A 14,235-nucleotide genomic window follows, 5' to 3' on the forward strand; every position below is an offset into this window, starting at 1 on the left:
GCATAAATATGAACTAAAGCAGAAGAAGTAGAGGACAACTTGGGGGTAGCTTGTATGGCAAATGACTGGCTTCACTTATTCCCTGAAAAAGTAAGAATGCTGCTAAAAAGTCTTCCCTTGCAACTTTTATCAGCGGTAGAGGAAATACGGGTCCGCGAAGGCCGACCGCTCGAAATCAACTATTCCGGCAAGTACCACTTTCTAAGCGCCGATGGTAGCCTCACACAAAAGCCAGAAGAAGCTTATCGGCCGGACCGAGAGGATAGCCACCGGCTGCTGGATCTGATCAGTAACCATTCCTTGTATACGATGGAAGAAGAGCTGCGGAAAGGGTTCATTACGATTCCTGGAGGCCATCGAATTGGACTGGCCGGAAGAACTGTGCTGAGCGGGGGCGGTGTCGAACATCTGCGCGACATCACCGGATTCAATGTACGCATCGCACGTGAGGTACCGGGTGTGGCTGACGGTGTACTGCCCTATCTGCTGGACAAAGGTCGAATGCGGGTGCTGCATACGCTGATCCTTTCGCCGCCCCAGCATGGCAAGACCACACTGCTGCGCGATCTCGCCAGACAGATCTCTGGCGGCAGCCAGAACAGGCAAGGCGGGAACCGGCAGGGTCTCAAGGTTGGTATTGTCGACGAGCGATCCGAGATTGCAGGAAGCAGACGCGGGATACCTGCTTTCGATGTAGGCCCACGCACCGACATTTTGGACGGCTGCCCCAAAGCGGAAGGAATGATGATGATGATTCGCTCGCTCTCCCCAGACGTCATTATTGCCGACGAGATCGGCCGCCCCGAGGATGCTGATGCGGTAACTGAAGCACTGCACGCAGGCATCACAGTCGTGGCTTCCGCACACGGTAAGGAAGTGGCCGAGCTGGCCCGCAGACCGGGCCTGGGTAGTCTGCTCGAACACAAGATGTTCGAGCGCTATGTGATTCTGCACCGCAGTGAGGCGGGATTATCCTTCCGCATTCTGGACAGTCAGAAGCGCGCGCTGCTGCCCGGCTCACCGGGAGAGCGGACAGGTGGTGAACGCCATGCTTAAACTGTTCGGCGCCGTGCTGGTTGTGCTAGCCGGCACACTGGCCGGGTTCCAACGGGCCAGGCAGTATGCGGACCGCCCCCGGAACATCCGTGGCCTGATCGCTGCTCTGCAGCGGCTGGAGACGGAGATCATGTACGGCTTCACACCGCTGCCGGAAGCGCTGCGGCGGATCGGACAGCAGTGCAAGGAGCCGCTGCGAGCCTTGTTTGTCCAAGCCGCCGAGGAAATGTCTCCGCCGCATGATCGAAGTGCCGAAGAGGCCTTCGGCCGGGCTATCGAGGTTCACTGGAAGGCCGCAGCGCTGAAAGCTGCGGAGAAAGAGGTTATGAGGCAGCTAAGCTGTACGCTTGGCACCAGCGACAGGTCGAACCAGAGCAACCATATCGCGCTGGCTTTGCAGCAATTGAAGCAGGAAGAGACGGCGGCCAGAGAGGATCAAGGCAAATACGAAACTATGAGCAAAAGCCTGGGTCTGCTGCTTGGAGCATTGATCGTCATTTTGATCTTTTAGCGAGGTGCCAGGAATGAATATTGAAGTGAATGCCATCTTCCAAATTGCCGGCATTGGCATCATCATCGCCATGATTCATACCGTGCTTAAGCAGATGGGCAAAGAGGATATCGCCCATTGGGTCACAGTCATTGGGTTCGTCGTCGTGCTGTTCATGGTCATCCGCATGCTGGACGGACTGCTCCAGGAAATCAAAACGATCTTTCTTTTTCAATAGGCGCGGCGTGTCATGGAAATCATTCAAGTTGTAGGGATTGGGCTCATGTCGACCATATTGATACTCGTCCTGAAGGAACAAAAGCCGATGTTCGCCTTCCTGCTCACAGCTGCTACAGGAGTTCTGATCTTTCTGCTCCTGATTGGCAAAATCGGGATGGTCCTCTCCACGCTGGAGCGGATCGCCGAATCCTCTGGGATGGAAATGATCTACCTGAAGACCATATTTAAAATTATCGGGATTTCCTACATCGCTGAATTCGGCGCCCAGGTGGTGCGTGATGCAGGCCAGGAGTCGATTGCTTCAAAGATTGAGCTAGCTGGAAAAATACTGATCATGGTGCTGGCCGTTCCCATCATCAGCATTATTATTGAAACGGTCATGAAGCTTCTGCCCGCATAGGGCCTGAAAGAACTACGAACGCGAAAGTGGAGCAGGGAGGAGAAGCCATGTCGGAGCGCCGCAAGTTTCGCCCTCCGCCGTTCAAAATCATACTGCTTCTGCTCCCCTGCCTCCTGATGCTGTGGTGTGCCGGGAGCGTCGCTGCTTCGCCAGCGCCCACTCCTGAAGGAAGCTCATCACCGGTGGATCAATGGGTGAAAAGCCAGGTGGAGAGCCTTCCCAAAGATAAAGTGGACAAATACTGGGATCAGCTGATGAAGGATTACGGCGGATTTTTCCCGGACGGGGCCACCCCTACCCTCATGGATATGCTGTTGCCAGGCGACAAGGGACTCAGCATGAAAGGGGTGCTGTCAGGTCTGGGAGCGTACATGTGGCACGAGGTAATGTATAACGGCAAGCTCCTCGTCACCATTGTCATGATCAGTGTGATGAGTATGATCCTGGAGACGCTACAGACTGCTTTTGAACGTAAAACCGTCAGTAAAGTCGCGTATACCCTCTGTTATATGGTAGTGCTCGTCATTGCCGTTAACAGTTTCAATATTGCTATCGGTTATGCCAAGGATGCGATCGACAGGATGATTGATTTCATGATGGCGATGATTCCTCTGCTCTTCGCGCTTCTCGCTTCCATGGGGAATATCATCACGGTCTCGGTCACTCATCCACTGATCGTGTTCATGATCCATACGGTCGGTACCCTAATTCACACCATGGTTTTCCCGCTGCTATTCTTCTCAGCCGTGCTGCATCTGGTCAGTTCATTGTCCGAGAAATACAAGCTTACTCAATTGGCCAATCTGCTGCGTAATATCGGTGCCGGGCTGCTGGGGGTACTGCTGACTGTGTTTCTGGGCGTCATATCCGTCAGGGGCATTACCAGCTCGGTCACTGACGGGGTTACGATCAGGGCTGCAAAGTATATAACGGGAAATTTTGTTCCGGTCATCGGTAAAATGTTCGCGGATGCTACAGACACCGTCATCTCTGCCTCGCTGCTGGTGAAGAACGCCATTGGGTTGTCTGGGGTCATCATCATTTTGTTCCTCTGTGCATTCCCGGCGATCAAAATCCTGGTACTTGCTCTTATCTATAATGTTGCTGCCGCAGTGATGCAACCGCTCGGTGAGACACCGATCGTAACCTGCCTGCAGACGATTGGAAAAAGTATGGTGTATGTGTTCGCCGCTTTGGCTGCAGTCTCGCTGATGTTCTTCCTGGCCGTCACGATTATGCTGACCGCAGGCAATGTCACGGTAATGATGAGGTGAGTGCAGGCGGTGCTTCTGAAGCCGAATTGCAGCAGAGGATTCCGGGATGCAGAATCAGCAACACACTTTTGGGAGGGAGACGATGACTTGGTTAAGCGATTGGCTGCGTGAGATCATCCTTGTAGTCCTGCTGGCGGCTTTCGTGGAGTTGCTGCTTCCTAGTAAGTCCATGGAGCGTTATGCCAGACTGGTGCTCAGCTTGTTGATCTTGCTTACCCTGTTGAACCCCGTCGTCTCCTTGCTGAAGGGAGACGCTGCTAAGGAGCTTAGCTTGGCGATGAGTCAGCAAGAGAAGACAGGCGGAATGTTCACAAGCACTGGCAAGGGGACGGATTCGCTGGAAAAGATTTTGGCGGACGGACAGAAGTTAGCTCAAGGCCGTCAGGAGCAGAGTCTCAAGCTGGCGGCGGAGGAAGTAGCGGGACAGATGAGAGATCAAATCGCAAGTGAAGCGGGCGTCCGAGGTGTCCGGGTAACTGTCTCGCTGGCGATGGGCAAGCCGACTGGGGGCAGCGGTGGAGAAGAAGTCCCGATGATCTCAGGTGTAACAGTAGCACTGCCCGCGGCCCAGTCCCCTTCAGGGGCAGAGGAAGGTTCCTCCGGCGCAGCAGTCTCCCAGCCGATTGTCATCGTCCCTGTGGAAGCCGTAGAGGTGACTATAGGGGGCACGCCAAGTGCAGCACCATCCCAAACCGGACATACGGGAATAAAGGGCAGTACCGACGAGAGCGGGGAGTCATCGAAAGAAGCAAAGTCAATCACTGAGCTGCTGAAGCAAAAATGGGATCTCAATCCGGAGGCCATCCACATACAAGATCAAAGTGTAAGCGACAAGAAGATGTGAGACCAGCAATCGAAAGTACGCCAAACAATGAAGGAGGGATATAGGGATGGGCAACTGGTTGAAAAAACTGGAACAGTGGGCCGGGGGCGGACAGGGAAGCCCAAAGCGGAGCCATACGTTCCGCTGGTTGATTATTCTGGGCTTACTGGGCGCGGCGATCATGCTGTTTAATTCTTTTGTGAATGTGAAGAAGCTCGACAGCGAGAATACGGGGCGGGAGCCGCCTAGCTCCGGCAGTTCGCAGGCTGCAATCCAGCAGGCTGATCCGGCGGTCAGTAATTCTTTTTCCAGCATAGAACAGGCCATGGAGGACCGCACGAAGGAAATTCTGGAGAAAATCGTCGGCGTGGGGACAGTGGATATTATGGTCACCGTTGACTCCACTGAGGAAATCGTCGTGCAAAGAGATGTAAAGGACTCTCAGCAGAGTAGTGAAGAGACGGATGCCAACGGGGGAAAGCGTCATACGACGCAGTACACAAGAGACGGTGAGATCGTAACCTACACCCAGTCCGGGGACCAGACCCCGATCATAACCAAACGGGTCAAACCTCAGGTGCGAGGTGTGCTGGTCGTAGCCAAAGGGGCAGAGAACAAGGTTGTCCGCAGCCTGATTGAACAGGCAGTTCAGAAGGGCCTGAATGTACCAAGCTATAGGATCTCCGTAGTGCCGCGCAAGCAGGAATAGAAGAAGGAAAGCATAAAAGGAGGAATAAGGAATGAACGGCAAAAGACAAACGATTTGGTTAGTATCGATGCTCAGCTTGATGGTGGTCTTATCCGCATATTATTTATTCACAGAAGACTCTGGTGCTTCAGTTCCGAAGGAGACGGCGGGCAGCATGCAGGTGGATGGCGCAGCTAAGGGAACCTCCGCCAATAATGCTCTTGATAAAGGCTTCGAGGTCAATGAAGTTGTGACCCAAGGTGATGTTACGGGCGATGTAGATGCTACCGCTCAAAAAACTGCACAAGACCCTGCAACATTAGATGACAGCACAGCAGCAACTACTGAGGACAGCAGCAAGGCTACCGATAACAGTAATAATTCAGCAGCCGTCACTGAAACTTCAGACAAGGCAGCCGATAAAACAGTTGCGGGGGATAAAAAAACTGACAGTAACAAAACAACTGCTGATAGCAAGAGTAGCGGTGACAAGAGTGCCGATAAGAAAACCACAGCAGCAGGTGAGAAAACACCAGCCAAGAAGGATGCTGATGTTCTGGACGAAGTCGCTTCCCAAAGCGTCTCGGCAAGCAGTCTCTTCACCAATTATTTATACGAGCGTGAGCAAAATAATCAGAAGCAATACCGCGATCTTATGGCTCTGATTAACGATATGGATAAGACGCCAGCTGAGAATGCCGTAGCGCAAGAACAATTGCACGCGCTGGAAGACAAAGAGTCCAAAATCAATAACATCGAAGAGCAGCTTCAGCAAAAATACGGGGAAGCCATTGTCAAGGAAGACAGTAATAATTTCTATAAAGTGGTTGTGCTGAGTGACAAGCTGGATGTGAAGCAGGCAGTGGGCATTGTGGACCTGGTCATGAAGGAACTTAGCGTCACTCAGGACAAGGTTAGTGTACAATACGTCTCTCAGCAATAATCGGATGTGAAAAAACAAAGAAAATAGCGAAAGTGCTCGGGTTATCCCGGGCTCTTTCCATTTCTAGCGTTTATGATATAATACTTAAAGTTATCTTGTCCGCGAAGAAGAGCGGTTTCGAGAGAAAGCTGAAGGAGTGAACTGATTTTATGTTCAAATTAAGCGAAATTAAGGAATTGATCAAATTGCTGGACCAGACATCCTCCGTACATGAGCTGGAGATTGAGAGCGAAGGAATGAAACTGGCTATCCGCAAACCGGACCGCCCTGAGGCCGACGGAACAGCGGTTCCTTATGCCTACCCTCTGACGCAGCCTGTTCTGCAACAGCCTGTTCCGCAGCAACCAGCGGTGCAGCCAACTGTAATTGAGACACCTGTTCAGGTGCAGACTCCGTCTACTCCTGCAGAAAGTACATTACATACAATCGTGTCTCCGATGGTCGGTACCTTCTATGGTGCCGCATCTCCTGAAGCGCCGGCGTTCGTATCAGTCGGCGACCGTGTCAATGCCAAGACAACAGTGTGCATTATCGAAGCTATGAAGCTGATGAATGAGCTTGAAGCGGAAGTGAAAGGCGAAATCGTATCCGTCTTGGTCGAGAACGGCCAGCTTGTGGAATACGGCCAGCCACTGTTCTTGGTCAAACCGGAATAATATGCCGTAAATCATGCGGAGCTTAAAGCTCCGCAATACTTTTGGGAGGAAACGCATGAACATTCAAAAAGTGCTGATTGCCAACCGTGGAGAAATAGCGGTCCGCATTATCCGGGCCTGTCGTGAACTCGGCATTTCCACCGTAGCGGTCTATTCCGAGCCCGACAGGGACTCACTGCATGTCCGTCTGGCAGATGAGGCCTACTGCATTGGACCTATGCTATCCAAGGACAGCTATCTGAACTTTACCAATATTATGAGTGTTGCCACGTTGACCGAATGCGATGCTATCCATCCGGGATACGGATTTCTCGCGGAGAACGCAGATTTTGCGGAGATTTGCGAGTCTTGCAATATTACCTTTATCGGGCCTTCCCCGGAAGCGATTACGCGAATGGGTGACAAGGCTGTGGCGAAAGACACCATGAAGCAGGCCGGAGTCCCGGTTATCCCGGGTTCTGATGGCCTTGTGGGTGATGTAGAAGAAGCGATAACGCTGGGCCGTGAGATCGGGTATCCGATCATCGTTAAGGCAACAGCGGGCGGCGGAGGCAAGGGCATCCGGATTGCCGAGGATGAAGAATCTCTGGTGAAGCAGATTATTGCAGCCCAGCAGGAAGCACAGAAAGCTTTCGGCAATGCCGGAGTCTATCTGGAGAAGTTCCTGACGGGAATGAAGCATGTCGAGATACAGATTATTGCTGACAAGCATGGCAACGTAGTCCATCTGGGCGAACGGGACTGTTCTGTGCAGCGCCGCCGCCAGAAATTGGTGGAGGAAGCGCCTTGTGCCGTACTGACACCGGAAATTCGTGAGGCCATGGGGGATGCGGCCGTACGTGCGGCGCTTGCCGTGAACTATTCTGGAGCAGGTACACTGGAATTTCTACTAGGTCCGGATGGTAATTTCTATTTCATGGAAATGAATACTCGGATTCAAGTCGAACATCCGGTTACAGAAATGGTTACCGGTGTTGACCTTATCAAAGAAATGATCTCCGTAGCTGAAGGCAATCCGCTTTCCTTCAAGCAAGAGGATATTGTCATTAACGGTTGGTCCATTGAATGCCGGATCAATGCCGAAGATCCTGAGAAGAATTTCATGCCTTCCCCGGGCAAAATCGGCTTTTATCTGCCACCGGGTGGTCTTGGTGTTCGCGTAGATAGTGGCGCTTATCCTGGGTATACTATTTCGCCTTTCTATGATTCCATGATTGCGAAGCTGATCGTCTGGGCACCGACCCGTCAAGAAGCTATTGCGAAGATGAAGCGTGCCCTGGGCGAGTTCGCGGTGGAGGGAATTCATACGACTATTCCGTTCCATCAAAAACTGCTTGAACATCCTGTGTTCTTGGACGGGAATTTTGATATTAAATTCCTGGAAGAGTATGAAGTTTAGGACGACTTTGCTTTGTTTGTCATAAAGTTCGCCAAATGATATAGTATGTTTAATAAGAGACGTGCTTTAAGCTTGAAATCATGAACAACATGTTGAAAGGTGTGAAGGCTAAGATGAGTACATTGCCGACGGAATTCGAACGGACGGAAATCGGTGAAATCCAAATTGCCCCGGAAGTCATCGAGGTAATCGCAGGTTTGGCTACCGTAGAAGTTAAAGGTGTGGCCGGCATGAGCGGTGGATTTGCTGGAGGAATTGTAGAGCTTCTCGGACGCAAGAACTTGTCCAAAGGTGTGAAAGTAGAGGTTGGACAACGTGAGGCTGCGGTGGATGTATCCGTAATTATCGAGTACGGCAACCGGCTTCCTGAAGTAGCGGCGGAGATTCAGCGCAATGTTAAGCGTTCCATCGAGACCATGACGGGGCTTACCGTTGTGGAAGTCAATGTTCATATTCATGATGTGCAGTTCAAGAGTGCCACTGTAGAAAAGAACGAGGATGCCGAAGCCGTGCTTCGTGTGAAATAATAGCCACCCGTTCTTCTATAAACCCCCGACAGCAACGTCGAGGGTTTACTCTAATTTAAGGAGGTTATGAGACTCGTGGCAAAAATTTTGGACAGGCTTCTGCTGTTCATCTACAGCCTTAGCATCGGAATATTATCTGCAATAGCCATCCTCCTCTTGAGCGGGGCCATCCCCAGAACAGTGGAAATTAAGGATGGGCCGGCAGTCTACATTGTTGCGATCACGATCTCCGTGATCCTGTTCTTGCTCAGCATTCGTTTCTTCTACATCTCCATGCGACGTGACCGGGCAACGCTGCCTTCGGTAGATCAGCGCACAGAGTATGGGGATATCCAGATCTCCATGGAAACGATTGAGAACCTCAGCCTCAAGGCTGCCGGCAAGGTCAAAGGCATCCGCGATCTGAAGTCGCGTATTCGCGTCTCTCAGGCGGGTCTGGAAATTATGATCCGCGCGGTCGTGGACGGAGAGCATTCGCTCCCGCTACTGACCACGGAAGTTCAGCGTCAGGTGCACGATTTCGTGCAGGAAACGACTGGCATACCGGTTGCGGATGTGTCCGTATATATAGCCAACCTGTCACAGTCTCCAAGCTTCAAAAGTCGAGTGGAATAGAGGTGGGTTTCCCCTATGTCCTGGAGAGAAGTATGGGAAAGTCACGGGGGTAGGATCGCCGGAGTCTCCTTCGGGGTCATTCTCGGTTTGATTTATTTGTTTAGTGGTTTTTGGGATATGCTGTTCTTTGCACTGGTAGTGTTCATCGGATATACGCTTGGCAAAAGGAAGGACGATCACGCGCAGTCTCCTATGGTTAGATGGCAGGAGCTGGTGGAGTGGTTGTCTGGACGCTGGCGTCCTTTCAAATGAACCGCGATAGTCTTTCTCCCGAAGCAGGAATTGTAGGTTTGTTGTTGTTCGTTGCCCCGGAAGAAAGATCACGCGGTTTTTTTGTGGAGAGAAGGCTTTTGACGCAGCTGCCATAATATCTGTGTCCTATATATAAGACGAATAAAAGAAATCAACAAAAAAGCGGGAAGGAATGAAGGGGAGGTTTGGAACTGAAGGAGCGAACGCGTTCGCCTTTGTTCCCGGATTTCAACCGCTAAAAGCGGTTAATAAAGAAGAAATCTGGGGACAACAGCGACCGGAAGTCCAAACATCACCGCAATGACGACTGAGCCTTAAGTTAGGATCTTAAGTTCGTCTTATATAGGGATAAAAAGTGCTGAATTTGGGCTTAAAATAAAGATATGAGAAACAAGATTTTAGGAGGAACACATGAAGAGACGTTTAGCTAGAGAAATTATTGTACAAAGCCTGTACCAAATGGAAATGAATGATGTGGACAGTGCAGAGGCGGTGGAAATGCTGCTGGAAGAGGCTTCGGAGGAGAATGAGACAGAGCGTGTCATTACCGATGAGATTGAACTGAAGCACTATGTAGTAGACCATGTGAATGGTGTTTGGGAACATAAGGTAGCAATTGATGACATGCTGGAATATTACTTGAAGGGCTGGCAAATGAGCCGTCTGTCGCGAGTAGACCGTCAGATTTTGCGTCTGGCGACTTTTGAAATGGTATTCGCAAGCGATGTTCCTGCCAAGGTCTCCGTCAACGAAGCCATTGATCTGGCCAAGCATTTTGGAACCGAGGATTCCGGCAAGTTCGTGAACGGCGTGCTGGGTAAGATGATTCAGGAATTGGACACGCTCAAAGCGGATCATCTCCAATAAGTGAGTTAACCTTGAGGAGGCTGTGGGGGGACCATGGGTGTGCGAAAGTCACTAGCTATGGAGAAATAACTAGCTGTGGGAAAAAGCGCAGAAGTGCTCCTTAATTTAGCAAAAAACAGGTGAATGTATGGTTTAGGAGCATTATCGTATGCTAAAATGGTTCATTTTAGTTTCAGAGAAGCGAGTCTTTTAGATTAGATACGGTTATTGCTCTTAATGTACATTACACACGAAATTCCCAACTTTTAAGGTGTAATATTACCTCTATATGTATCGGCAGATTCAGATTCAGGGGACAACCCTGCACTTGCAGCGCTTTGCAAGCCTAAGTTTTGAGAGCACGCCATGTTTTGCGTAGAGCTATTAACTTTTTAAAATAAATTAAGCTGGAAGTAGGAGTTATCGTAGAATCAGGAATGAACTTTAACGTTGACCTCTGATTTTGACTTGAGCCCCAAAACAGGTTCAATTTATAATATAAAATCAACCAAAGCCTACCAAAGAGGAGAGATTTTCATGACAGCAGCAATCATCAGTGGTAAACAAGTATCCGACGAAATTCGCATCGACATTGCCCGGGAGGTTGCTGGGCTCTTGGAACGTGGGGTAAAACCTGGCCTTGCCGTTGTACTTGTTGGGGAAGACCCAGCTTCGCAGGTCTATGTTCGCAATAAGGAGAAATCCTGCATTAGTCTGGGCTTCCATTCCGAAGTACATAGACTGGATGCTTCGACTTCGCAGGAAGAGCTGCTGGCACTGGTAGAACAGTTGAATCAACGTGACGACATTGACGGGATTCTGGTGCAATTGCCGTTGCCGGGACATATTGAAGAAAAGGCCGTTATTGATGCGATTGCTGTAGAAAAGGATGTTGATGGTTTCCATCCGGTGAATGTGGGTAATCTGGTTATTGGCGACGACAGCCTTCTTCCATGTACACCTGCTGGTGTCATAGAGTTGATCAAGCGTACAGGAACAGAGATTTCCGGTAAGCATGCTGTGGTCATCGGTCGCAGTAATATTGTCGGTAAGCCGGTATCCCTGCTATTGCAACGTGAGAATGCTACCGTTACTATGTGTCATTCCCGCACAGCTAACATTGCGGAGCTCAGCCGTCAGGCGGATATCCTGGTAGTCGCAATTGGACGTGCTAATTTCATTGATGCATCCTTTGTGAAGCCGGGCGCTATCGTCATTGATGTGGGCATGAACCGCTTGGATTCTGGCAAACTTGCCGGTGATGTGGACTATGAAAGCGCGAAAGAAGTTGCCGGCCATATTACTCCTGTACCGGGCGGCGTGGGCCCTATGACGATTACGATGCTGATGGGGAACACGCTGATTGCAGCGAAACGCCGTCACGGACTGGAGTAGGTAGAAATCATGGCGGCAGAGCGGCAAGTCTATTCCATTAAGGAACTTAACCGTTACATCCGCATGAAGCTGGACTCGGATCATCTTCTGTCGGATGTATGGATACGTGGTGAAATCTCCAACTTTACACATCACGGCAGCGGACATATGTATTTCACACTGAAGGATGAGAGCAGCCGGATCAAGGCGATCATGTTCGCGTCCCACAATCAGCGGCTTCCCTTTGTGCCGAAGGAAGGCTCTCGGATCATTGCTAGAGGCAATGTGACTGTATATGAGCGGGATGGGCAATACCAGTTCTATGCAACACATATGCAGCCGGATGGCATTGGGAGTCTGTATCTTGCTTATGAACAGCTGAAGGCGAAGCTGGAGCAAGAGGGGTTATTCGCGGCGGAACGTAAGTCTCCACTGCCGAGGCTGCCGCGTTGTATTGGGGTCGTGACTTCCCCGACCGGCGCAGCTGTGCGGGACATTATGATCACACTTCAGCGGAGATATCCGCAAGCTGCGGTTGTGCTGTACCCGGTGACGGTGCAGGGCAAGGGCGCTGCGCCCTCCATCGTAAAGGCGATCAAAACGCTGAACGCTATGGGCGAAGCTGATGTCTTGATCGTTGGTCGCGGCGGAGGCTCTCTGGAGGAGCTCTGGGCGTTCAACGAGGAGATCGTTGCCCGTGCGATTGCAGCATCGGACATCCCGGTCATCTCGGCCGTTGGCCACGAGACCGATTTCACGATTGCCGACTTCGCCGCCGATCTTCGGGCGGCGACGCCTACCGCTGCGGCGGAGCTAGCGGTACCGCATGCCGCCGAGCTGGCGACGCAGCTTCGCCAGCAGCAGCGCAGGCTGCGCCAGGGGCTGCAGCGGCGTGCCCAGCGTGGACGCGAGCGGTTGGCTTCGCTGCAGCGGTCGCCGGTGCTGGTCAACCCGCGCCGGTATCTGCTGCAGCATACGCAGCAGCTCGACATGCTGCGCCAGCGGCTTGCAAGCGCGGCAGATGCGCGCCTGCGGCGCGCGCGCGAGCGTGAAGCGGTGCTGCGGCATAGCCTGCAGCGCTTCCATCCGCGTGATGGCGTGATCGCCGCCAGGCAGCGCGCTGAAGGCTTGCGCCGCGAACTGATCGGCGCTATAGGGGCAAGGCTGCGGGACAAGCGTTCGAGCTTTGTGGCGGAGATGCGCCACCTCGACGCGCTAAGCCCGCTCAAAGTCATGTCGAGAGGCTACAGCCTCGTCTACGACGAAGGACAACAGCGATTAGTCAAGTCGCTGAATGATGTAGCACTCGGTGACCTTGTGGTGGTCAAGTTGAATGATGGTGAATTGAATTGCCAGGTATGGGGAATGAAGGAGGATGGCAAAGACGATGACAAAGGAAGCGGAACTGGATTTTGAAGGAGCGATGGACCGTCTGGAGGAAATCGTGCGGGAGCTTGAGCACGGCGATGTCCCCCTGGAAAAGGCCATCGATTTATTTCAGCAGGGGATGAAGCTGTCCCAGCTGTGCGGTAACAAGCTGGAGCAGGTAGAACGCAAGATTGAGATGATAGTAGAAGAAGACGGCGAGCTGCGCAAGAAGCCGTTTGGCGGTCTGGAAGGGGTCGGCGATGAGTCCTTTTGACAGCAGCCCCGAAGGAACCGCCGGAGAGCCTCTGCGGGAACCCATTGAGTCTTATATTGCGATAGTTAATGATCTGGTCACTACTGAACTGGAGACAACCCTCCCTGAAGCATGGTTTGTCCCTGATAACTTGCACAAGGCGATGCAGTATTCGCTAATGGCCGGGGGCAAACGCCTGCGGCCACTGCTTGTCGTCGCAGCTTGTGAAGCACTGGGTGGGTCACGGGCTGCTGCGCTGCCTGTAGCCGGAGCCATCGAAATGGTACATACGTATTCGCTGGTGCATGATGACCTGCCAGCCATGGACAATGATGATTACCGGCGCGGCAAGTTAACGAATCACAAAGTGTTCGGCGAAGCGACAGCCATTTTGGCTGGAGACGCGCTACTGACCCATGCGTTCTACAGCATTGTACAAGCCACACGGCGCCATGGCATTCCGGCGGAGAGCTCGCTTGCTATCGTGGAGGAACTGGCTGAAATGGCTGGTCCGCGCGGAATGGTCGGCGGTCAAGTCGCCGACATGGAAGGCGAACAGGGCTTGACCAGTCTGGAGCAGCTTCGCTACATCCATGAACACAAGACCGGCGATCTGTTTATCTTCTCGCTCCTAGCAGGAGGACGGATCGCGGGGGCGAATGAGCAGCAGTTGGCTGCCCTACGGGAGTTCGGCACAAATATTGGACTGGCCTTCCAGGTTCAGGACGATATTCTGGATCTGATCGGCGATGAAGGCAAGCTTGGTAAAAAAACAGGCAGTGACATCCAGCAGCAAAAAGTCACCTATCCGTTTTTTATCGGAATTGAGGCTTCGAAATCCGAGGTGGAACGATTGACGCTGGCAGCCCGAAAAGCCGTGCTGGACGGCGGTTTCACCGACGTTAGTCGGCTGCTGGAGATCGCGGATTATCTCATGAAACGGGATCATTAGAATCAAATACGGAAACGGCTGTACTTCGACAGCCGTTTCGTTTGTGTTATAATGGGATTTATATTTTACAACAACTAGG

At 51.9% G+C, this 14,235-nt stretch carries 18 protein-coding genes; all 18 read left to right on the forward strand.

Annotated features, from left to right (window positions below; genetic code table 11):
* The first annotated feature begins 54 nt into the window (after positions 1–54).
* The 18 genes from spoIIIAA to ACFVRY_RS13995 all read left to right on the forward strand — a co-directional run bounded on the left by spoIIIAA (position 55) and on the right by ACFVRY_RS13995 (position 14,156).
* Complete coding sequence (gene spoIIIAA, locus ACFVRY_RS13910) at positions 55–1,056, forward strand: stage III sporulation protein AA (protein WP_387500776.1); 1,002 nt, start codon at positions 55–57, stop codon at positions 1,054–1,056.
* Complete coding sequence (gene spoIIIAB / locus ACFVRY_RS13915; protein WP_387500777.1) at positions 1,049–1,567, forward strand: stage III sporulation protein SpoIIIAB; 519 nt, start codon at positions 1,049–1,051, stop codon at positions 1,565–1,567. The genes spoIIIAA and spoIIIAB overlap by 8 nt, the downstream gene beginning before the upstream one ends.
* Positions 1,568–1,580: 13 nt before the next feature.
* Complete coding sequence (spoIIIAC, locus tag ACFVRY_RS13920) at positions 1,581–1,784, forward strand: stage III sporulation protein AC (RefSeq protein WP_025335735.1); 204 nt, start codon at positions 1,581–1,583, stop codon at positions 1,782–1,784.
* A gap of 12 nt (positions 1,785–1,796) precedes the next feature.
* A complete protein-coding gene (gene spoIIIAD / locus ACFVRY_RS13925) occupies positions 1,797–2,186 on the forward strand; it encodes a stage III sporulation protein AD (protein WP_066363745.1) in 390 nt (129 codons plus the stop codon).
* 47 nt (positions 2,187–2,233) lie between these two features.
* A complete protein-coding gene (gene spoIIIAE, locus ACFVRY_RS13930) occupies positions 2,234–3,460 on the forward strand; it encodes a stage III sporulation protein AE (RefSeq protein WP_387500778.1) in 1,227 nt (408 codons plus the stop codon).
* Between the two features lie 82 nt (positions 3,461–3,542).
* Positions 3,543–4,304, forward strand: coding sequence for a stage III sporulation protein AF (spoIIIAF, locus tag ACFVRY_RS13935; protein ID WP_387500779.1), 762 nt, complete (start codon positions 3,543–3,545; stop codon positions 4,302–4,304).
* A 46-nt stretch (positions 4,305–4,350) separates the two neighbouring features.
* Entirely contained in the window at positions 4,351–4,992 is a 642-nt protein-coding gene (gene spoIIIAG / locus ACFVRY_RS13940) for a stage III sporulation protein AG (protein WP_387500780.1), read from the forward strand.
* A gap of 31 nt (positions 4,993–5,023) precedes the next feature.
* On the forward strand, positions 5,024–5,914 hold the full coding sequence (locus ACFVRY_RS13945) for a SpoIIIAH-like family protein (RefSeq protein ID WP_387500781.1): 891 nt from the start codon (positions 5,024–5,026) through the stop codon (positions 5,912–5,914).
* Between the two features lie 149 nt (positions 5,915–6,063).
* Entirely contained in the window at positions 6,064–6,570 is a 507-nt protein-coding gene (accB, locus tag ACFVRY_RS13950) for an acetyl-CoA carboxylase biotin carboxyl carrier protein (RefSeq protein ID WP_066363724.1), read from the forward strand.
* 55 nt (positions 6,571–6,625) lie between these two features.
* A complete protein-coding gene (gene accC / locus ACFVRY_RS13955) occupies positions 6,626–7,969 on the forward strand; it encodes an acetyl-CoA carboxylase biotin carboxylase subunit (protein ID WP_387500782.1) in 1,344 nt (447 codons plus the stop codon).
* Between the two features lie 113 nt (positions 7,970–8,082).
* On the forward strand, positions 8,083–8,496 hold the full coding sequence (locus ACFVRY_RS13960; RefSeq protein WP_066365508.1) for an Asp23/Gls24 family envelope stress response protein: 414 nt from the start codon (positions 8,083–8,085) through the stop codon (positions 8,494–8,496).
* 75 nt (positions 8,497–8,571) lie between these two features.
* Entirely contained in the window at positions 8,572–9,111 is a 540-nt protein-coding gene (gene amaP / locus ACFVRY_RS13965) for an alkaline shock response membrane anchor protein AmaP (RefSeq protein WP_066363713.1), read from the forward strand.
* A 15-nt stretch (positions 9,112–9,126) separates the two neighbouring features.
* Positions 9,127–9,363, forward strand: coding sequence for a DUF2273 domain-containing protein (locus tag ACFVRY_RS13970; protein WP_387500783.1), 237 nt, complete (start codon positions 9,127–9,129; stop codon positions 9,361–9,363).
* 411 nt (positions 9,364–9,774) lie between these two features.
* Complete coding sequence (gene nusB / locus ACFVRY_RS13975) at positions 9,775–10,230, forward strand: transcription antitermination factor NusB (protein WP_066363708.1); 456 nt, start codon at positions 9,775–9,777, stop codon at positions 10,228–10,230.
* A gap of 516 nt (positions 10,231–10,746) precedes the next feature.
* Positions 10,747–11,604, forward strand: coding sequence for a bifunctional methylenetetrahydrofolate dehydrogenase/methenyltetrahydrofolate cyclohydrolase FolD (gene folD / locus ACFVRY_RS13980; RefSeq protein ID WP_387500784.1), 858 nt, complete (start codon positions 10,747–10,749; stop codon positions 11,602–11,604).
* A gap of 9 nt (positions 11,605–11,613) precedes the next feature.
* Complete coding sequence (gene xseA, locus ACFVRY_RS13985) at positions 11,614–12,999, forward strand: exodeoxyribonuclease VII large subunit (protein WP_387500785.1); 1,386 nt, start codon at positions 11,614–11,616, stop codon at positions 12,997–12,999.
* A complete protein-coding gene (gene xseB, locus ACFVRY_RS13990; RefSeq protein ID WP_066363700.1) occupies positions 12,971–13,225 on the forward strand; it encodes an exodeoxyribonuclease VII small subunit in 255 nt (84 codons plus the stop codon). Before xseA ends, xseB begins: the two co-directional genes overlap by 29 nt.
* Positions 13,212–14,156 carry a polyprenyl synthetase family protein gene (locus ACFVRY_RS13995; RefSeq protein ID WP_387500786.1) on the forward strand — a complete coding sequence of 315 codons (945 nt, stop codon included), beginning with the start codon at positions 13,212–13,214 and terminating at the stop codon, positions 14,154–14,156. Before xseB ends, ACFVRY_RS13995 begins: the two co-directional genes overlap by 14 nt.
* Positions 14,157–14,235 lie beyond the last annotated feature (79 nt).

Origin of the sequence: Paenibacillus sp. NPDC057934, assembly GCF_042887565.1 — a bacterium.
Classification (GTDB): Bacteria; Bacillota; Bacilli; order Paenibacillales; family Paenibacillaceae; genus Paenibacillus_AQ.

Coding starts and splice junctions, on each gene's coding strand:
- accC (WP_387500782.1), top strand. CDS start 6,626: ATGAACATTCAAAAAGTGCTGATTGCCAACCGTGGAGAAATAGCGGTC.
- spoIIIAF (WP_387500779.1), top strand. CDS start 3,543: ATGACTTGGTTAAGCGATTGGCTGCGTGAGATCATCCTTGTAGTCCTG.
- ACFVRY_RS13960 (WP_066365508.1), top strand. CDS start 8,083: ATGAGTACATTGCCGACGGAATTCGAACGGACGGAAATCGGTGAAATC.
- xseA (WP_387500785.1), top strand. CDS start 11,614: ATGGCGGCAGAGCGGCAAGTCTATTCCATTAAGGAACTTAACCGTTAC.
- spoIIIAG (WP_387500780.1), top strand. CDS start 4,351: ATGGGCAACTGGTTGAAAAAACTGGAACAGTGGGCCGGGGGCGGACAG.
- ACFVRY_RS13995 (WP_387500786.1), top strand. CDS start 13,212: ATGAGTCCTTTTGACAGCAGCCCCGAAGGAACCGCCGGAGAGCCTCTG.
- spoIIIAC (WP_025335735.1), top strand. CDS start 1,581: ATGAATATTGAAGTGAATGCCATCTTCCAAATTGCCGGCATTGGCATC.
- ACFVRY_RS13945 (WP_387500781.1), top strand. CDS start 5,024: ATGAACGGCAAAAGACAAACGATTTGGTTAGTATCGATGCTCAGCTTG.
- spoIIIAB (WP_387500777.1), top strand. CDS start 1,049: ATGCTTAAACTGTTCGGCGCCGTGCTGGTTGTGCTAGCCGGCACACTG.
- folD (WP_387500784.1), top strand. CDS start 10,747: ATGACAGCAGCAATCATCAGTGGTAAACAAGTATCCGACGAAATTCGC.
- nusB (WP_066363708.1), top strand. CDS start 9,775: ATGAAGAGACGTTTAGCTAGAGAAATTATTGTACAAAGCCTGTACCAA.
- accB (WP_066363724.1), top strand. CDS start 6,064: ATGTTCAAATTAAGCGAAATTAAGGAATTGATCAAATTGCTGGACCAG.
- spoIIIAA (WP_387500776.1), top strand. CDS start 55: ATGGCAAATGACTGGCTTCACTTATTCCCTGAAAAAGTAAGAATGCTG.
- xseB (WP_066363700.1), top strand. CDS start 12,971: ATGACAAAGGAAGCGGAACTGGATTTTGAAGGAGCGATGGACCGTCTG.
- spoIIIAE (WP_387500778.1), top strand. CDS start 2,234: ATGTCGGAGCGCCGCAAGTTTCGCCCTCCGCCGTTCAAAATCATACTG.
- ACFVRY_RS13970 (WP_387500783.1), top strand. CDS start 9,127: ATGTCCTGGAGAGAAGTATGGGAAAGTCACGGGGGTAGGATCGCCGGA.
- spoIIIAD (WP_066363745.1), top strand. CDS start 1,797: ATGGAAATCATTCAAGTTGTAGGGATTGGGCTCATGTCGACCATATTG.